16 protein-coding genes are annotated in these 17,740 nt (G+C 65.5%); 8 read left to right on the forward strand and 8 right to left on the reverse strand.

The features are described from left to right. Positions 1–97 precede the first annotated feature (97 nt). Together DPM35_RS20235 and DPM35_RS20240 are read left to right on the forward strand one after the other, a co-directional pair. Complete coding sequence (locus DPM35_RS20235) at positions 98–577, forward strand: DUF2852 domain-containing protein (RefSeq protein ID WP_112128994.1); 480 nt, start codon at positions 98–100, stop codon at positions 575–577. A gap of 120 nt (positions 578–697) precedes the next feature. Beyond that, positions 698–1,456, forward strand: coding sequence for a M48 family metallopeptidase (locus DPM35_RS20240; RefSeq protein WP_112128995.1), 759 nt, complete (start codon positions 698–700; stop codon positions 1,454–1,456). A gap of 263 nt (positions 1,457–1,719) precedes the next feature. Here DPM35_RS20240 and DPM35_RS20245 read toward each other — a convergent pair whose 3' ends face one another. Beyond that, complete coding sequence (locus tag DPM35_RS20245) at positions 1,720–1,935, reverse strand: hypothetical protein (RefSeq protein ID WP_112128996.1); 216 nt, start codon at positions 1,933–1,935, stop codon at positions 1,720–1,722. Positions 1,936–2,045: 110 nt separating this feature from the next. On the opposite strand from DPM35_RS20245, the gene DPM35_RS20250 reads away from it, so the two are divergent. The 6 genes from DPM35_RS20250 to DPM35_RS20275 all read left to right on the forward strand — a co-directional run bounded on the left by DPM35_RS20250 (position 2,046) and on the right by DPM35_RS20275 (position 7,750). Continuing rightward, positions 2,046–2,705 carry a phosphoribosylanthranilate isomerase gene (locus DPM35_RS20250; protein WP_112128997.1) on the forward strand — a complete coding sequence of 220 codons (660 nt, stop codon included), beginning with the start codon at positions 2,046–2,048 and terminating at the stop codon, positions 2,703–2,705. An 86-nt stretch (positions 2,706–2,791) separates the two neighbouring features. After that, positions 2,792–4,012, forward strand: a complete 1,221-nt coding sequence (trpB, locus tag DPM35_RS20255) for a tryptophan synthase subunit beta (RefSeq protein ID WP_112128998.1) — start codon at positions 2,792–2,794, stop codon at positions 4,010–4,012. A 2-nt stretch (positions 4,013–4,014) separates the two neighbouring features. Continuing rightward, positions 4,015–4,854 (forward strand): tryptophan synthase subunit alpha, encoded by an 840-nt coding sequence (gene trpA / locus DPM35_RS20260; RefSeq protein WP_112128999.1) that lies wholly within the window; start codon positions 4,015–4,017, stop codon positions 4,852–4,854. A 39-nt stretch (positions 4,855–4,893) separates the two neighbouring features. Further along, positions 4,894–5,820 (forward strand): acetyl-CoA carboxylase, carboxyltransferase subunit beta, encoded by a 927-nt coding sequence (gene accD, locus DPM35_RS20265; protein WP_112129000.1) that lies wholly within the window; start codon positions 4,894–4,896, stop codon positions 5,818–5,820. A 137-nt stretch (positions 5,821–5,957) separates the two neighbouring features. Further along, positions 5,958–7,283: a bifunctional folylpolyglutamate synthase/dihydrofolate synthase gene (locus tag DPM35_RS20270; protein WP_112129001.1), complete on the forward strand. Its 1,326-nt coding sequence runs from the start codon at positions 5,958–5,960 to the stop codon at positions 7,281–7,283. A gap of 47 nt (positions 7,284–7,330) precedes the next feature. Continuing rightward, positions 7,331–7,750: a VOC family protein gene (locus tag DPM35_RS20275; protein ID WP_112129002.1), complete on the forward strand. Its 420-nt coding sequence runs from the start codon at positions 7,331–7,333 to the stop codon at positions 7,748–7,750. A 6-nt stretch (positions 7,751–7,756) separates the two neighbouring features. Here the strand turns inward: DPM35_RS20275 and DPM35_RS20280 are convergent, their stop codons facing one another. From DPM35_RS20280 to tsaE, 7 genes are all read right to left on the reverse strand, one after another. Next, positions 7,757–7,981 (reverse strand): plasmid stabilization protein, encoded by a 225-nt coding sequence (locus DPM35_RS20280; RefSeq protein ID WP_112129003.1) that lies wholly within the window; start codon positions 7,979–7,981, stop codon positions 7,757–7,759. Between the two features lie 77 nt (positions 7,982–8,058). Further along, positions 8,059–8,340, reverse strand: a complete 282-nt coding sequence (locus DPM35_RS20285) for a cupin domain-containing protein (protein ID WP_040987071.1) — start codon at positions 8,338–8,340, stop codon at positions 8,059–8,061. 145 nt (positions 8,341–8,485) lie between these two features. Then, the gene (trxA, locus tag DPM35_RS20290) at positions 8,486–8,809 is read right to left on the reverse strand and encodes a thioredoxin (RefSeq protein ID WP_112129004.1); all 324 of its coding nucleotides are present in this window, start codon (positions 8,807–8,809) and stop codon (positions 8,486–8,488) included. 74 nt (positions 8,810–8,883) lie between these two features. After that, entirely contained in the window at positions 8,884–12,396 is a 3,513-nt protein-coding gene (addA, locus tag DPM35_RS20295; protein WP_112129127.1) for a double-strand break repair helicase AddA, read from the reverse strand. Next, entirely contained in the window at positions 12,393–15,512 is a 3,120-nt protein-coding gene (addB, locus tag DPM35_RS20300; RefSeq protein ID WP_112129005.1) for a double-strand break repair protein AddB, read from the reverse strand. Before addB ends, addA begins: the two co-directional genes overlap by 4 nt. Continuing rightward, positions 15,509–16,231, reverse strand: coding sequence for a nucleotidyltransferase family protein (locus DPM35_RS20305; protein ID WP_112129006.1), 723 nt, complete (start codon positions 16,229–16,231; stop codon positions 15,509–15,511). The genes addB and DPM35_RS20305 overlap by 4 nt, the downstream gene beginning before the upstream one ends. After that, positions 16,228–17,739: a tRNA (adenosine(37)-N6)-threonylcarbamoyltransferase complex ATPase subunit type 1 TsaE gene (tsaE, locus tag DPM35_RS20310; protein ID WP_112129007.1), complete on the reverse strand. Its 1,512-nt coding sequence runs from the start codon at positions 17,737–17,739 to the stop codon at positions 16,228–16,230. The genes DPM35_RS20305 and tsaE overlap by 4 nt, the downstream gene beginning before the upstream one ends. Position 17,740 lies beyond the last annotated feature (1 nt).

Raw genomic sequence — 17,740 nt, forward strand, 5'->3', positions numbered from 1 at the left:
CGGTTTTGGCCGGACTTGCCTTGAATCGCCGATTCCGCCTTCCCATTTCGATTCCACGCAGCCGGTTTGGCTGTCTCCAATGGAAGGATTGGGAGAAATGAATACGACTGCATTGATCCGTCCGGCCTGGACGCCGGCCACCATCGCACTGATGGTCATCGGCTTCATGGTATTCTGGCCGCTCGGCTTCGCCATGCTCGCCTACATCATCTGGGGCGACCGGCTGGAAGGGTTCAAGCGTGACGTCAACCGCGCGACCGACGGCATCTTCGCCGGCTGCCGCCGCGGTTCCGACAAGGCGGCCCGCTGGGGCCACGGCTCGGCCCGCACCGGCAACGTCGCCTTCGACGACTGGCGCGAGAAGGAACTGGAGCGCCTGGCCGAAGAGCGCCGCAAGCTGGACGAGATGCTGACCGAGTTCGACGACTACGCCCGCGAACTGCGCCGTGCCAAGGACCAGGAAGAGTTCGACCGCTTCATGGCCAACCGCAACAAGCATACCGCGCCGACCACCACCGACTCGGCCGACAAGCCCGCTCCCAAGCGCGGCAAGGGCACGAACCTGCTCGACGACTGAGATCCTGCGACAGGTCTCGGCTAGATATGCGGCGTCGCATCTTGCGGCGCCGTTTCTTTTTTGTTCTCATTGTAGCCTCCCTCCACTGGCCGTTTTTTTCGAATCGCGTATCGTCCAGCCATGACCCTCGGCTTCTTTCGCAATCTGACCAAGCCAAAGCCCACGCCCGTCGTGGAGCGCGAACATTGCGTCGCCGGGCGAACGTTGCCGCTGAAAATCGTCGAAAGCGCCAGGGCCAGGCGGCTCACTTTGCGCATCGATTCCGGAGGCCAGGGCCTGCGCGTCACCGTGCCGCCAGGCCTGCGCCGGGGCGAGGTGGAAAAATTCCTCGACCGCCATCAGGACTGGCTGGAGCAGCGCCTGGCCAAGGTGCCGACCCGCCCGCAAGTGCGGCCCGGCATAAAAATCCCGATCCGCGGCGTGCCGCACCGCATCGTGCATGAGCCTTCGAAGCGCGGCACCGTTACCGTTTCGCGCGACGAGCGGGGTCAGCTTCTGATCGTGCACGGTGAGCGTATCCACCTGCCGCGCCGCGTCGCCGACCATTTGAAGCGCGAGGCCAAGAAGGAGATCGAGAAGCTGGTGGTCAAGCACACCGAGGCGATCGGCAAGCGCGCCAAGGCTATAAGGTACAAGGATACCTCCAGCCGCTGGGGGTCATGCACCTCGGAGGGCAATCTCTCCTTCTCCTGGCGCATCATGATGGCGCCGCCGGCGGTGATAAACTACCTGGTGGCGCACGAGGTGGCGCATCTCAAGGAGATGAACCATGGCCCGAAATTCTGGAAACTGTGCGAAAAGCTCTGCCCGGACACCGACCGCTGCAAGGACTGGCTGAAGCGGAATGGCGGGGCGCTGCAGGCTATTGTGTTTGAGTAGCTGCAACGGCGGCAATAGTGCGACGACCGTCGCTACTGCCGGCGCAAACGCTGGAGATTAGCTGAGCCATCTCAGCTTCGTCATCCACGGGCGGAGCAGGGAGCGAAGCGACGCGCGCAGTCCCGAGGATCCATGCCGTGACGTGCGAGCGCCGCAGCGGTTCAGAAGTCGCTTTGCATTGACGGGAAGGGAAGCGTCCCGGAACGGCGTTTTATTCTCGATCGCGGCACCATTCGGCCGGCGCAGTGCCTGACCAACACCCCTCAATCGTCATTCGCCGCATTCAACTCCTCAGGCCGCAGCCCTTCCTCGATATGCGGCCAGGGCAGAAAATCCCGATCGAAGGCATCGCTGCCGAAATACTCCAGAGCCCGGTGCGCCTCGGCGCCGTTGAAGGCGGCCTTGTCCATCAGATGCGCGATCACCTCGCGCGCCTGGGCGATCTTCTGCCTGAGTTCGGCAACGGTCCGGTCGGCCATGATTGTCCTGCTCCCGCCTGTGGTCCCCTTATGAAGGTAGCGTTTTCCGCCGCGCCGGCAACAGCATGCTTTTTCTCGACTCTTTTCCCGTTTCGTGCCAAGCCCGCGCAATGACGCTCGACATCAAGATCTGCGGATTGAAGACCGACGCCGCGATGGCGGCCGCCCTTGCCGGCGGCGCCAGCCATGTCGGGTTTATTTTCTTCCCCAAGAGCCCGCGTTATGTCGAGCCGGCCGAGGCCGGCCGCCTGCGCGTGGCGGCGCGCGGCAAGGCCCTGGCGGTCGCCGTCACCGTCGATGCCGACGATGAGTTCTTGGATAACATCGTCGCGAAAATGCAGCCGGACATGCTGCAGCTGCACGGTTCGGAAACGCCCGACCGCGTGGCGGAACTCAAGGCCCGTTACGGCCTCCCGGTCATGAAGGTGTTTTCCGTCAGTGAGGCAGCCGATCTTGAGCGGATACAACCATTCGTCGGGATTGCGGATCGCCTCATGTTCGACGCCAAGCCGCCGAAGGGATCGGAATTGCCGGGCGGCAACGGCGTTGCCTTCGACTGGCGCATCCTGACCGGCCTTGACGCAGGGCTCGATTACATGCTTTCCGGAGGGCTCAACGCCGCCAATATCGGCGATGCCCTGAGACTGGCCAACCCTCCCGGAATAGATGTTTCGTCCGGCGTGGAAAGCGCTCCGGGCGTCAAGGATCCGGCGCTGATCGAGCAGTTTTTCCGGGCCGTCAGGGCCGCGCGCGACGACCGCGCCGCCTGAGCAGGCTCAAACCCGAGCATGTCCCGGAAAAGTGGAATCCGGTTTTCCGAGAAGGACATGCTCACTTAGTCAAGGAGAGATCGGCGATGAACAAGCCGGCTATGCCCAATTCCTTCCGCACCGGACCCGACGAGCAGGGCATGTTCGGCATTTTCGGCGGCCGTTTCGTTGCCGAAACGCTGATGCCGCTGATCCTCGACCTCGAAGAGCAGTGGAACAAGGCCAAGAACGATCCGGAATTCAAGGCCGAGCTGCAGAACCTCTCCACCCATTATGCCGGGCGGCCCTCAAAGCTCTATTTCGCGGAAGGGCTGACGAAACATCTCGGCGGCGCCAAGGTTTATTTCAAGCGCGAGGACTTGAACCACACCGGCTCGCACAAGATCAACAATTGCCTCGGCCAGATCCTGCTGGCCAAGCGCATGGGCAAGAAGCGCATCATCGCCGAGACCGGCGCCGGCCAGCACGGCGTTGCGTCGGCTACGGTGGCGGCGCGCTTCGGTTATCCTTGCGTCGTTTACATGGGCGCCACCGACGTCGCCCGCCAGAGTCCCAACGTCTTCCGCATGAAGCTGCTCGGCGCCGAGGTGCGGCCGGTCACTGCTGGCCACGGCACGCTGAAGGACGCCATGAACGAGGCCCTGCGCGACTGGGTCACCAATGTCGAGGACACCTACTACCTGATTGGCACCGCCGCCGGCCCGCATCCCTATCCGGAGCTGGTGCGCGACTTCCAGTCGGTGATCGGCTCGGAGGCCCGCGCCCAGATGCTGGAGCAGGAAGGCCGGCTGCCGGATGTCATCATCGCCGCCGTCGGCGGCGGCTCCAACGCCATCGGCCTCTTCCATCCCTTCCTTGACGACAAGGATGTCCGCATCATCGGCATCGAGGCCGGCGGGCGCGGCCTCGACGGCGTCGAGCATTGCGCTTCGATGAATGCCGGCAAGCCCGGCGTGCTGCACGGCAACCGCACCTATCTGCTGCAGAACGCCGATGGCCAGATCCTCGACGGCCATTCGATCTCGGCCGGCCTCGATTACCCTGGCGTCGGCCCCGAGCATTCCTGGCTGCGTGATTCCGGCCGCGTCCAGTATGAGCCGATCCTCGACGACGAGGCGCTGGAGGCCTTTCAACTCACCACGCGGGTCGAAGGCATCATCCCGGCGCTGGAATCGGCGCATGCCATCGCCCATGCGATGAAGATCGTGCCGAAGATGGACAAGGACCAGCTCGTCATCGTCAATTTGTCCGGCCGCGGCGACAAGGACGTGCATACGGTGGCGAAGATGCTGGGCATGGAGATCTGACAATGACCACCCGCATCGACCGCCGCATGGCGAAGCTCAAATCCGAGGGCCGTCCGGCTCTGGTCACCTACATCATGGGCGGCGACCCCGACTACGAGACCTCCCTGTCGATCATGAAGGCGCTGCCAGTCTCCGGCAGCGACATCATCGAGCTCGGCATGCCCTTCTCCGATCCGATGGCCGACGGTCCGGCGATCCAGGCGGCGGGTCTTCGGGCGCTGAAAGGCGGCCAGACCCTGGCCAGGACGCTGAAGATGGCGTCCGAGTTCCGCGCCGGCGACGACGAGACGCCGATCGTGCTGATGGGCTATTACAATCCGATCTACATCTACGGCGTCGATCGCTTCCTCGCCGATGCCAAGGCAAGCGGCATCGATGGCCTGATCGTCGTCGACCTGCCCCCGGAAATGGACGAGGAGCTCTGCATTCCGGCGCTGAAAGCCGGCGTCAACTTCATCCGCCTGGCCACGCCGACCACCGACGACAAGCGCCTGCCCAAGGTTTTGGAAAACACCTCCGGCTTTGTCTATTACGTCTCGATGACCGGCATCACCGGCTCGGCGCTTGCCGACACGGCCAAGGTCTCAGCGGCGGTCACGCGCATCAAGGGCCACACCGCGTTGCCGGTCTGCGTCGGCTTCGGCGTCAAGACGGCCGAGCAGGCGCGCGTCATCGGCGCCTCGGCCGACGGCGTCGTCGTCGGCACGGCGATCGTCAACGCGGTCGCCAATGTGCTGGGGCCAAAGGGCGAGAAAACAGCCGATCCGGCCGAAGCCGTGGCCACTCTGGTCAGCGGCCTTGCCCAGGGCGTCCGCTCGGCCCGCCTTGCTGCCGCCGAATAGTTTTCCTACCTCTTCCTCGTAGGGACAGGAGCCGAAGCGATGAACTGGATCACGAACTACGTTCGCCCGAAGATCAATTCGATGCTCGGCCGGCGCACCGACATGCCGGAAAACCTCTGGATCAAGGATCCCGAGACCGGCGAGATGATCTTCCACAAGGATCTCGAGTCCAACCAGTTCGTCATCCCGGCTTCCGGCCACCACATGAAGATCTCGGCCAAGGAGCGGCTGAAATACTTCTTCGACGACGGCAAATACGAGGTGCTGGAAAATCCCAAGGTCGTCCAGGACCCGCTGAAGTTCCGCGACGAGAAGCGCTACACCGACCGTCTGAAAGAGGCCAAGACGAAGACCGGTCTGGAAGACGCTATCCTCAACGCGCTCGGCACCATCGAAGGTCTTCCGGTGGTGGTCACCGTGCAGGATTTCGCCTTCATGGGCGGCTCACTCGGCATGGCCGCGGGCGAGGCCATCGTCCATGCCTTCGAGGTCGCGCTGCAGCGCAGGCGGCCGCTGATCCTGTTCGCCGCCTCCGGCGGCGCCCGCATGCAGGAAGGCATCTTGTCGCTGATGCAATTGCCGCGCACCACGGTCGGCGTCGACCGGCTGAAGGAAGCAGGCCTGCCCTATATCGTCGTGCTGACCAACCCCACCACGGGCGGCGTCACGGCTTCCTATGCCATGCTGGGCGACGTCCACATTGCCGAGCCCGGCGCGCTGATCGGCTTTGCCGGCCCGCGCGTCATCGAGCAGACCATTCGCGAAAAACTGCCCGACGGCTTCCAGCGCGCCGAATATCTGATGGAGCATGGCATGGTCGACATGGTCGTCTCGCGGCTCGAGATGCGCCAGACCATTTCCCGGCTCTTGAAGATGCTGCTCAAGGTGCCGCAAGCCGAGAAGCCGCTGGAGCCGGAAATCCTGCCGCCGGCAGTGGTCAACGCCGAGGCGCGGCCGCAAGCCTGACGGGATATCGGCCCGACGCGACATCGTTCGCCGCGAACCGCGATTTGCGCCGTCCATTGTCTGCTGTAGCCTCTGATTTGCGCATGGCCGTTCCGAAACCGATTCCCGGTTTCGGAAGCATGCGCTAGGATTCCACCATGACAACGCTCTCCGCCGAACGCGAAATCGAACATCTGATGACGCTGCATCCGAAAGGCTTCGACCTTTCGCTGGACCGCGTCACCCGGCTTCTCGAACGCCTCGGCAACCCGCAGGACCGGCTGCCGCCGGTAATCCACATCGCCGGCACCAATGGCAAGGGCTCCTGCGCCGCCTTCTCGCGCGCGCTGCTGGAGGCGGCCGGCCATCTCGTCCATGTCCACACCTCGCCGCATCTGGTGAACTGGCATGAGCGCTACCGGCTGGCGGCCGAAGGCGGCGGCAAGCTCGTCGAAGACGACATTTTCGCCGAGGCCATCGCGCGCGTCGCCGAGGCCAATCAAGGCCAGAAGATCACCGTGTTCGAGATACTCACCGCCGTCACCTTCATCCTGTTTTCGGAGCACCCGGCGGAGGCGGCCATTATTGAGGTCGGTCTCGGCGGCCGCTTCGACGCCACCAATGTCATCAAGCGGCCGGCGGTTTCGGTGATCATGCCGATCTCGATGGACCACGAAGCCTACCTCGGCGACCGCGTCGAGCTGATCGCCGCCGAGAAGGCCGGCATCATGAAGCGCGGCTGCCCGGTGGTGATCGGCGCCCAGGAAAGCGAGACAGCTCTTCAGGTGCTGATCGAGACGGCCGAGCGGCTGGATTGCCCGACCGTTGTCTATGGCCAGGATTTCCTCGCTTTCGAGGAAAACGGCCGCATGGTCTACCAGGACGAGGACGGGTTGATGGACCTGCCCTTGCCGCGCCTGCCCGGGCGCCATCAATACGCCAACGCCGCGGCGGCGATCGCCGCCGTCAAGGCGGCCGGCTTCGAGATCAGCCACCGCGCCACCGAGCGGGCGATGACCCATGCCGCCTGGCCGGCTCGCATGCAGAAGCTGACGCAGGGCAAGCTGGTGGACCTTGCGCCGAAAGGGGCCGACATCTGGCTGGACGGCGGTCACAATCCCGGCGCCGGCATCGTCATCGCCGAAGCGCTGGCCGAGCAGGAGGAGAAGAATCCGAGGCCCCTGGTGCTGATCTCCGGCATGATCAACACCAAGGACCAGACCGGCTATTTCAGCGCCTTCAAGGGCCTCGCCCGCCATGTCTACACCGTGCCGGTGACCAACAGCGATGCGGGCGTCCCGAACGACGAGCTGGCCTTGCGGGCCGAAGAGGCAGGCCTGTCGGCCGAACCGGTCAGCTCCGTCGCCAGCGCGCTGATGCTGTTGCGCGACAGCTGGGACGGCCCCGCGCCGCGCATCCTGATCGGCGGCTCGCTCTATTTCGCCGGCGCCGTGCTGGCCGAGAACGGCACGCCGCCGACATAAGCTGAGATAGCGCTGCGGATTTCGGCGGGGGCCGAAAGGAACCGGCCATGATCAAAGTGAAGCAGCTCGCTCATGTCTGCATCTTCGCGCATGACCTGGAGGCGACGCGCTCCTTCTATCGCGACGTGCTTGGCATGGACACAAGGTTCAATTTCCAGCGCGACGGCGGGATTTTCGGCTTCTATCTCGACTGCGGCGGCCGAAGCCATGTCGAGGTCTTTGAAAAGAACGAGGCCAGTTACAGCGACCGCAACCAGATCAACCACTTCTGCCTGGAAGTGGAGGACATCGACGCGGCCATCGCCCATATCCGATCAAGGGGCGTTGAGATCACGCCGAAGAAGCTCGCCTGCGACGATACCTACCAGGCCTGGATCAGCGATCCCAACGGCGTAAGGATCGAGCTGTTCGAATACACCGCCAAAAGCGCGCAGTTCGCCGGCGGCGATCGCGTCGCGGACTGGTGACTAAATCTAGCGGCCTTCGCGGATAATTTTCTCAAGATCGATGTCGGCTCCGCTGCTTGCAACCAGGCGAGCATAGAAGCTGGATGCGGGTTCGCGCCGCGCTTCCTGAATCTCATAGGACTCGAGCGCGCGTTCGATCACATCGGCCATGGAACGATTCTCACGACGCGCAAGTCGATGAGCAAGGTTCCATGCTTTTGCGCTACGGACTGAGAGTTTCGTTTCGGCCATCTGGAATTCCGCTTGCCGGAAATAGATACCGACAGAGCTTAGTCATCAAGATGGCAGATGATGGCTAGCCAACCAGCCTACTTCAGCTCGATCTCTATAAAAGCGTATTCGCCGTCATTGGCGTTGATGACGTCATGCTCGACGCCTTCCCTGCGGAAATAGGGCGCTCCCTTCTTCATCTCGGCGAAGGATTCGCCATCCTTGGTCACCAGCTTCACCTTGCCATCCATCAGCGGCACCACGACATAGTCATGGCCGTGGCGGTGCCAGCCGGTGTTGGCGCCGGGCGCGAAGCGGTATTCGGTGACGATCACGCGCTCATTGTCGACATGGACTGTGGCCTTGGCTGTTCCGGTCATGGCGTTCTCCTTTTCTTGTAGAAGAGGAGATGGTGAGAGCGAACGTGAGGGCCAGAGCGCGTCGAGCGATGACGCCAAAGAAAAAGCCCGGCGCGATGGCCGGGCTTGTTCCTTGGATATCCGAATTGGGGATATCCGAATTGGCTTAGGCGATGGCGCCGTTGATCCAGTGCGACAGCGCGGTCTTCGGCGCCGCGCCCACTTTCATGTCGGCCACTTCGCCGCCCTTGAAGATCATCAGCGTCGGGATCGAGCGCACGCCAAACTGCGCGGCAAGCTCCGGATTCTCGTCAATGTTGAGCTTGGCAATCTTCACCTTCGAGCCGAGCTCCTTGGCGATCTCTTCTAGCGACGGGCCGATCATCTTGCACGGACCGCACCACTCCGCCCAGAAATCCACCACGACCGGCTCCTTGGCGTTGAGCACATCGGCCTGGAAATTGCCATTGTCGACCTTGACGGTGGCCATGCTGAAATCCTTTCGAAAACTCGGGTTGCACCAAATGTGGTGGTTGTGGCGGCGATCTTCAAGCAGTTCTTGTGTCACGCTCCCGTGAGTCGGGCAAGGGCATCGTCCATGGCCGCGGCCGGCAGCTCGATCAGCCGCGGCGCCTCGGTGAACAGCAGCGCCGCCGTCACCTCGCGTCCGGGATAGAGCGGCTGGAGCAGCGCGCGATAGAGCGCAAGCTGCAGCACATAGGCCGGAGGCACTTCGGCCAGGCTCGCCGGCGCCGGCCGGTTGGTCTTGTAGTCGACGATCGAAACCTTTTCCGGCGTGACCGCCAGCCGGTCGATCTTGCCGGATATGGAACGCAGCCTGCCCTTCACCTCCAGGCTGCCCATGATCGCGACTTCCGCGCGGGACGACGGCGAGAACAACGCGCCGAAGCGATTGTCCGACAGGATGGAGAGCACCGCTTCCAACGCCCTGTCGCGCTCGTCCGCCGGCCAATCGGCGCCGGCGCGCGCCAGGTAGCGTTCTGCGGCTCCTCGCCTTTGCGCCTCGGCGATGCCTGGCAGCATCTGCAGCAATTTGTGCAGGGCAAGGCCGCGCACAACGGCGAAGCCCGGCTCGGCGGCAGCGTCGAGCACCGGGGAGCGCGTATCGGGAATGGCGTCTTTCGCTTCCTCGATCAGCGCGGAGGCGCCGGAAGGCGAAAGCGGCCGCGGCAGCTCCTCATAGGGCGGCAATGGCTGGAACAGGGTGTCAGGCAGCGGCGCAGTGCGCTCGAAGGGGCCGGCCTCATCGATGCTGGTCAGCGCCACCGGCGGCAATTTCGTCATATGGAAGCGATGCACGGCCACATCGGCCGTCGCCGGATGCCGCCGCTCGGAACTCTCGGGCGCGCCCAGCAGCGCGCGGCTGACGATCGAATGCCAGGTGCCGGGGCTGGGCTCCCGCTTGCCGTGATAGCCGCAGACGACCAGCCGGTCCTCGGCGCGCGTCATGCCGACATAGAGCAGCCGCCGGTATTCGTCATCCGCCAGCTCGCGCGCCCGAACCGAAGCCGCCTTCGAGACGCCATTGGCGACATCGCTGGCCGAGCGCCACAGATAGCCCTTGCCTTTCCATTGCGTCCCCGAGCTCTCGAACGGCATCAGCCGCGGCAGATGCTGGTCGCTGAACGGCGCCGAGCCGCCGTCGACCAGGAAGACCACAGGCGCCTCCAGGCCTTTGGCGGCATGCACGGTCATGACCCGCACCTCGTTGCGCGTCTGGTCCATCTCGCGCTTGATCTCGGGGCCGGCGTTCTCCAGCGTAGACAGGAAGGATTCCAGCCCCGGCAAGCCAGTGCGTTCCTCGGCCAGACAAAAACTCAGGAACTCGTCGAGGATGTCGCCGGCTTCGGGCCCGAGCCGCGCCGTCATCTTGCGGCGCAACCCGTCGCGCGCCAGGATCGCTGCGTAGAATTCGAACACCGGTTTGAACGCCACCTCGGTTGCCCAGCCATCGAGCCGGCTAATGACAGCGGCGAGCGAAACATCTTCGGCGGCATGGTGCCTGAGCGAGGCAATCAGCGACTGGCCCTTCGGCCTTTCGCCGGCAAGCGTCAATAACGTCTCCTCGGAGACCTCGAAGATCGGGCTGCGCAGCACAGCGGCCAAGGAAAGATCGTCCTCCGGCTGGATCAGGAAATGCCCGAGCGCGATCAGATCCTGCACAGCGATATGGCCGGGCAGGCTCAGCCTGTCGGCTCCGGCGACGGGGATCTGACGGTTTTTCAGGCTGCGCGACAGCGCATGGACGAAGCGATCGCGCTTGCGCACCAGAACGAGGATGTCGCCGGCGGTCAGTTTCCTGCCCTTGCCCTCTATGACCTCGCCGCTGCGCAGCCAGTTCTGGATGGTCGTCGCGACATGCTCGGCGACGCGCACGGCAGGCGCGCTGGCATGGTTGACCGGCAAGGTCCAGTCGTCGGGCTCCTCGACCATTTCGGCGCCTATCGACGGCCACACCTCGACATAGCCCGGCGCGTCATTGCGGATCGCCTTGTGGCTGAGCGGATCGGGATCGTGGCTAATGCCGCGCCTGACACTGGGTTCGGCGAAGACGCGGTCGACCGCTGCCAGCACGTCGTCGCTCGAACGGAACGACCAGGTAAGCTTGAGATTGGCGAAGGCGGCTTCGGCGTCGCGCACGCGCCCGGCAAACAACAGCCGGCTTTCGGCGAAGGAATCCGGCGCCGCGCCCTGGAAGGAGTAGATCGATTGCTTCTCGTCTCCCACGGCAAAGATCGTGCGCGTGACCGCCTCGCGCTGGCCGAGCCCGGCAAAGAATTCTTCCGTCAGCTTCTTCACCACCTCCCATTGGTCCGGGCTGGTGTCCTGTGCCTCGTCGAGCAGGATGTGGTCGATGCCCTGGTCGAGCTTGAACTGCACCCATGGTCCGGCATCCGGCCGTGACAAAAGGCTGACCGTGCGGGTGATGAGGTCGTTGAAATCGAGGAAGCCCCGCCCGCGCTTCAACTGCTCGTAGCGCGCGATCAGCCAGCCGGCGACGGTGAGCGCCGCGGCAGTGCCTTCGAGCATCCGGAATAGCGCCAGCCGGTCCGACACGTCGAGGATTGCCTTGGCCGTCGCGAGGTAGCGTTCCGGCAGATCCGGCAGCCGGTCGACCAGCGCCTTCTTGAAGATTTTTGGCGGCTCATAGGGGGCGCCGTCGGCCTTGAGGAAGGCCTTTGCCAGCAGCCGCAGCCGGCGGATCGGGTCGGCTTCGGCGAAGGCGCCCCGCGCATAGGGGATGACATTGTTCAGCACCTGCCGCGCGTCGGCGGCTTCGGCGGCCTGCGCGAACTCGGCGAACTGGCGAGGAGCGAACCCAGGCAGCGGCCAGAGCGAGGCGGCGATGTCCTCGGCCGTCTGTCCGGGCCTGAAGCCGAATTCGGCGAAGAGCGGCCGGAAATCCCGCTCCCCGCCGAGCTTGGCGATGAAGTCGCGCAGCTCGTCGCGCTTGCCGACGATCTCGCCAAGCAGGGTATCGAGACCGAACTCGCCGCCGCGCTCCAGCACGGTGGCAAAGGCTTCCGCCAGGCCTTCGACGCCGGCGCCCGCGCCCGAGATCATGTCGCGGCGGGCATCGGCGAACAGCGAGGCTTCCATCTGCGGATCGAGCATCTCGAAATGCGCCGGGATATTGGCCTCGAGCGGAAACTGGTGCAGCACGGATTCGCAGAAGGCGTGGATGGTCTGGATCTTCAGCCCGCCCGGCGTCTCCAGCGCCTCGGCAAACAGGCGCCGCGCGCGCCGCATCATGTCACGGTCGGCGCCGCGGCCGTCCAGCGCCGCGATCCTGACCGCCAGCTCCGCATCGGGCAGCGCCGTCCATTCAGAGAGCGTCGAGAACACGCGGTTCGACATGTTGGCGGCGGCAGCCCGCGTGTAGGTGAGGCACAGGATCTTCGACGGGTCGGTGCCGTTGAGCAGAAGCCGGATGACGCGTTGCGCCAAGACATGCGTCTTGCCCGAGCCGGCATTGGCCGACACCCAGGCCGAATAGGCCGGATCCGAGGCGCTTGCCTGGCTGGCGGCGGTATCGGAGGGGATCGGATATTTCATCCTTCCGCCTCGTCTTCGCTGGCGCCGCCGGCCGACCATTCCAGCACGCGCGCCAGGTGATCGTAATCGCCATCGGCTTCGCCCTCGCGGAAAGGAAGGGCGCGCGACAGATAGCCGGTGGTCGGGTCGGCATAGTGGAAAAGCAGCCGCTCCAGCCGCGCCCAGGCTTCCTCGGACAGGTCGTTGGCGGTGCGGGGCTTGCGGTTGTATTCGAGGATCGATTCCTCGAACACCTCGCCATTCGGCTTCAGCCGCACGAAGGCCAGCTGCGAGGGTTCGCGAATGCCGAGTTCCTTGAAGGCGCCGCGCCTGAGCAGCGCGCCCTCCAGCGCAAGCTGCGGCGACAAGAGCGTGTGCGCCTGCGCTTTCGAGGGCGAGGAGCCGGTCTTGTAGTCGAGTATGTCGGCCATCCCGCCGGCCAGCAGGTCGACGCGGTCGGCATAGCCCGACAGCGTCACGCCGGTACGGCCGACCACCGTCTTCTCGGCGCGTTCCTCGGCATAGCGCCTCGCCACCGCATCGGCGCGGCCATCCTCCCATTGGATGATGTTTTCGGCGAGCTTTTCGAAGCGCGGCCACCACACAGCCTCGATATCCGGCGGAAGCTTTGCCTCGGCAAAGCAGAGACGGCCGGCTTCGATGAGGCTTGCCAGCGCGTTCGGCGCCCTTGGATCCTCCACCCGCCGCGAGAACAGATGCAGGATCTCGTGGAACAAAGTGCCGCGTTCGGCGGCGCCCGGATCGCGGATCAAAGGCTCGAGCGGCATCAGGCCGAGGATGCGCCGCGCATAGACCGCGTAGGGGTCGCGGCGCAAAGTCTCGATCTCGGTGACCGAGAAATGCTGCGGGCGCATGCTGAGCGGCGGCCTGGGCTGCGGGCGGGGGGCAAAATCCTTCTTCTCGCCGGCATCGAGCGAGCGCGCCCAGCCGAGCAGTGCGTCGCCCCGCCCGCGAAGGGCCGCCGCCGGCTCCTTGCCGATGAAGGTCAGCATGCGCTGCAGCCAGCGCGACGGCACCGCCGGTGCGTCGCCCGACCGCGCCGAGCGCGTCAGCACCACTTCCGCCGCGCCCATTGCCATCTGGAAATCATGCGCGGCAAGGCCGATGCGCCGCTCCGGCGGCTCAAGGTCGATGCCGGTCTTCATCAGCCGCGACATGAAGCGGTCGCTCTCGGGCTTGCGCGGCCAAACCCCTTCATTGAGCCCGCCGATGACCAGCGTGTCGACATTCTGCAAGCGGGCTTCCAGCGCGCCCCAGATGGCGATGTTGCGGTCGGTGCCTTGCGCCGGCTTCACCGTCTCCGGCGCGATCAGCGCTTCCATCACGTCGGGCCATTCCGAAGCGGCAAAGGTGAAGGGAGAGGACGCCGCCACCAGTCCGCGCAACAGCTCGGCGAGTTTTTCGCCGGCGTCGCCGGCATAGAGGTCGACGAGGCTGCCGTCGGCCGCGCGGCCCAGATCCTCCAGCGCGACCACGCTTGCGCTGGTCAGCGTCGCGATATCGGCATCCTTCTCATTGCGCATCGCGGTGAGCGGCGAAAGCGCCTTGGTAAGGCGGCCAAGCATGCCGCGCGCCTGCTCGATGCCGCGCACGGTCAGGCGCGAAAACCAGAAGGGCTGTCTTGTGTCGCCGCTCAGCTCCGCGAGCCGTGTGTCAAAAAGTTCACCGAGCGATGCGACATCCGGCCGGCCCGTGCCGCCGCGCAGCGCCACCAGCTCGATCAACTCGGCCGCCTTGCGCACGCTCTGGCGTTCGAGGCCGAGACCGAGCAGCGGATGCTTGAGCAAGGACAACAGGCTTACCGGATCGCCGGGCCGGAAGGCGGCGCTCAGCGCGAGCCTGAGCAGGCTTGCGGCCGGCGTGTTGATGAGCGGCGCGCCGCCGGAATCGTCGGCCACGACGCCGAAACGCAGAAGCTCGGCCGAAACCCGTCGCGCCAGCGCGCGGTCGCCAGTGACAAGCGCCGCGCGCTTGCCCGGTGCCTCGACGGCAAGTTTGAGCGCAATAGCGATAGCCGCCGCCTCGTCGCGTTCGTTCGCCGCTTCCACAAGCGTCACGCCTGCCAGCGCCTGTTCGATGTCATGGGCCGAAAAGCGCGGTCGCGTCTCGGTCCAGTATTCGGTGGTCTCGGCCGGCCGCAGCGCCTCGCCGACAAGCGTCGCGCGCAGCGCGAGCGGCGGCGGCGCGGCGACCACGTCCTCGACGTCGCGGCGCGGGATGCCGATGCTGCCGATCAGCTTGGCGAGGCCGTATTGCGGATGGCCGAGCGTTGCCGGACGCGCGCCGGGCGCCGTGATCGCCGCGAAGGAAGCGTCGTCCAGCTCGCGGTCGAGCCCGGGCAGGACGACGGCGCCGTTGGGCAGGCCGGCGATCACGCCAAGCAGTTCGGCGGTTGCGGGAATGGAGCCGGTCGAACCGGCGGCGATCACCGGTCCGGCCGGCGGATTGCGCTTCAGCCGCGCCGCCTCCAGCCGGATCAGCGCGCTGCGATGCGCGGCCGGATTGGAGCGGTTGCGTTCCTTGAGCAATTCCGGCCAGTTGTCGGTGACGATACCGAGGAAATCGAGCGTCACCTGCCACCAGCCGGCGAGATTGCCGGTGACCAGCGTCGCGAGCTTCGCCCAATCCGTGCCCTCGGTCTCGATCTCGTCCATCAGCCGGGCGAGGTCGCGCGCCAGCCAGATGGCGTCGGCGGCCGAGGTCGGCACGACGAATTCCTCGTTGAACCGCTCCCTGACATGCGCCGGCAGGCTTTCCTTCCAGGCGCGCACCAGCGGCGCCAGCAACAGCAGCCGCTCCTGCGCCGCGATCGGTGGCGCGAGGTCTATCGCCGTCGCCGCCTCGGCGTCGAAGGCCGCCTCGTCCTCGTCGAATTCGCCGAGCGGCCGCACCGTCGGCAGGATGGCCGAGCGTTGACCGAGCATATCGACGAAGGCGCCGCGCAGCGCGCGCGCCGCGCGGCGCGTCGGCACATAGATGGTAGCGTCGGCCAGCGCCAGCGGCTCGCCGTCGAAACGGAAGCCGGGGATCAGCCGCCCGCCGAGCAACGCCTCCGCCAGCGTCGGCAGGAACGGCGCTCCGGGTGGGATGGAAAGGACGCGGCGCGCGCCGCTCATACCGCCTTCGCTAGGGCGCCGGCAACGGCCGCCTCGGCGGCGGGAATGGCGTCTGGCGTGCCGACGGTGATCCAGCGTCCATGCATCTTCATGCCGAACAGGCGCCCGGCGGCGATAGCCTTGTCGAAATAGACATTGAGCGAATGCGAGCCGGTGGGCGCGTCCTTGAAGATACGCGGATGGATGATGGCAGCGCCGGCATAGATCAGGCCGGTCGGATCACCCTTCGAGCGCCGCAACGCGCCGTCGGGCGCAACCAGGAAATCGGTGCCGACGCAGTGCCCGGTCGCTGAGTCGAGATCGGTAAGCATCAGCAGAATATCCATTCTGGCGGCGTCCCATGCAAGGGCAAGGCGCTCGAGGCTGGGCTGACCGCTGTCGATCCAGAAGGTATCGGCGTTGATGATGTAGAAGGGCTCGCTGCCCAGAAGTGGCAGCGCCTTGACGATGCCGCCCGCCGATTCCAGCAGGGCCTCGCGCTCGTCGGAGATGACGATCTTCGGCGCCCGGCGTCCGGCGACATGGGCGACGATCTGCTCGGGCAGGTAGTGCACATTGACGACGGCCTTGGCGATGCCGGCGGCCTCCAGGCTGTCCAGCCCCCAGTCGAGCAAGGTCTTGCCGGCGATCCTCACCAGCGGCTTCGGCGTCGTGTCGGTGATCGGCCGCATGCGCTTGCCGAGCCCGGCCGCCAGCACCATCGCCGTCGTCGGCTTCATGGGAGCCGTTCCTCGAGCAGGCCGTGGGCCATGTAGAATTCCTTCAGGCTGGCCAGCGCCGGATGCGCCAGCGCCCGCCTCAGATAATCGCGGATGCGCGGCAGGTGTTTTAGATAGTAAGGCTTGCCGTCGCGCTTTTCGAGCCGCACGAAGATGCCGAGGATCTTTGAATTGCGCTGCGTCGCCATGATCGCGTAAGCCTCGGCGAAAGCGGCTTCGTCGAAGGGGCCGGCGGCGTGCCGCGCCGCGACATAGGCCGCGACCGTCCGCCGCTCGATCTCGGGCGAGACGGTGACGCGCGCGTCCATGGCCAAGGATGCGACGTCATAGGCCGCCGGCCCGATCAGCGCGTCCTGGACGTCGACGATGCCGAGCCGGTCCAGGCCGGACCGCTCCGCGCGCCAGATGATGTTGGGCGAATGGAAATCGCGCAGCATAAGCGTGTATTCGCTGCCCGCGAGGCGGTCGAGCACTGCGTTCCATTGCTTGTGATAGCCGGCCCGCAAGGCGTCGCTCGGCGCTTCGCCGGTAATCCAGGGCACATACCAGTCGACCAGAAGATCGGCCTCGATCAGCATGGCGTCCCGATCGAAAGGCGGCACGTCGTGGAACACGCCGGGCGCTGCTTCCATGCGCTCCGGCCAAGCCTTGCCATGCATCATGGCCAGCAGTTCGGCCGCCGCTTGGTAGCGTTCGGCGATGGGCTGGCCGTCGCCGCTCAAAAAGCCTTCGGAACCGAGATGCTCGAGGAGCAGAAAACCCTGGTCGAGATCCTGGGCATGGATCACCGGCACGCTGACTCCGTTCGCAAGCAGCGCCTTGTCGATGGCGACGAAAGCGGCGACGGATTGCGCCGTATGGGCGATCACCGCGTAAGGCTTGCCGTCGCGCACGGGCGGGCCGAGCACCAGGCGCGGCGAGTTCATCAGCACGCCCGGCGGCTCGCCAGGCAGGGAGACGATCTCGTAGGAGCGGGCGGAGGCGTCGCCGACGAAATGGCGGCGGCTGGCCTTGCCCCAGCCCGCGGATGCCAGGAAATCGCGCATGGCCAGCGATCGTGCCGCGCGATCATAGGCCGGTCCCTGTCCGGACAATCGCGCCACGCGGCCCTCGCCATGTTCGGCAAGATCGACCCAGAGCGCGTTTGCCGGCAGTCGGTCTCCCGCCCGTTCCGGCCACTCGATGAGCGCCGTACCCTGCGTCAGCGCATCGTCGAGGCCGAGCTCGTCGAGCTCGTCCGGCGCCGACAGCCGGTAGAGGTCAAAATGGTGGACCGGGACTCGCGTCTCGTAGCTCTGTACCAGGGTGAAGGTCGGGCTCGGCACCTCGAGATTGGCGTCGTCGGCCAGCGCCCGGATCAGCGCGCGGGCGAGCGTCGATTTGCCGGCGCCGAGATCGCCTTTGAGCGCGACCGCGTCGCCGGCGCGCAATGCCATGGCGAGGTCCTCGCCAAGCCTTGCCGTTGCCGCCTCGTCGGCGAGAAAACACTCCAGCACCATCCCTGTCATA

Source organism: Mesorhizobium atlanticum (assembly GCF_003289965.1).
In the GTDB taxonomy this organism is placed as follows: domain Bacteria; phylum Pseudomonadota; class Alphaproteobacteria; order Rhizobiales; family Rhizobiaceae; genus Mesorhizobium; species Mesorhizobium atlanticum.

Bases quoted from the DNA above. Each gene is read 5' to 3' on its own strand.
- DPM35_RS20235 (WP_112128994.1), top strand. From the start codon at position 98: ATGAATACGACTGCATTGATCCGTCCGGCCTGGACGCCGGCCACCATC.
- trpB (WP_112128998.1), top strand. From the start codon at position 2,792: ATGAACAAGCCGGCTATGCCCAATTCCTTCCGCACCGGACCCGACGAG.
- DPM35_RS20275 (WP_112129002.1), top strand. From the start codon at position 7,331: ATGATCAAAGTGAAGCAGCTCGCTCATGTCTGCATCTTCGCGCATGAC.
- DPM35_RS20245 (WP_112128996.1), bottom strand. From the start codon at position 1,935: ATGGCCGACCGGACCGTTGCCGAACTCAGGCAGAAGATCGCCCAGGCG.
- trxA (WP_112129004.1), bottom strand. From the start codon at position 8,809: ATGGCCACCGTCAAGGTCGACAATGGCAATTTCCAGGCCGATGTGCTC.
- DPM35_RS20280 (WP_112129003.1), bottom strand. From the start codon at position 7,981: ATGGCCGAAACGAAACTCTCAGTCCGTAGCGCAAAAGCATGGAACCTT.
- DPM35_RS20285 (WP_040987071.1), bottom strand. From the start codon at position 8,340: ATGACCGGAACAGCCAAGGCCACAGTCCATGTCGACAATGAGCGCGTG.
- DPM35_RS20240 (WP_112128995.1), top strand. From the start codon at position 698: ATGACCCTCGGCTTCTTTCGCAATCTGACCAAGCCAAAGCCCACGCCC.
- tsaE (WP_112129007.1), bottom strand. From the start codon at position 17,739: ATGACAGGGATGGTGCTGGAGTGTTTTCTCGCCGACGAGGCGGCAACG.
- addB (WP_112129005.1), bottom strand. From the start codon at position 15,512: ATGAGCGGCGCGCGCCGCGTCCTTTCCATCCCACCCGGAGCGCCGTTC.
- addA (WP_112129127.1), bottom strand. From the start codon at position 12,396: ATGAAATATCCGATCCCCTCCGATACCGCCGCCAGCCAGGCAAGCGCC.
- accD (WP_112129000.1), top strand. From the start codon at position 4,894: ATGAACTGGATCACGAACTACGTTCGCCCGAAGATCAATTCGATGCTC.
- DPM35_RS20270 (WP_112129001.1), top strand. From the start codon at position 5,958: ATGACAACGCTCTCCGCCGAACGCGAAATCGAACATCTGATGACGCTG.
- trpA (WP_112128999.1), top strand. From the start codon at position 4,015: ATGACCACCCGCATCGACCGCCGCATGGCGAAGCTCAAATCCGAGGGC.
- DPM35_RS20305 (WP_112129006.1), bottom strand. From the start codon at position 16,231: ATGAAGCCGACGACGGCGATGGTGCTGGCGGCCGGGCTCGGCAAGCGC.
- DPM35_RS20250 (WP_112128997.1), top strand. From the start codon at position 2,046: ATGACGCTCGACATCAAGATCTGCGGATTGAAGACCGACGCCGCGATG.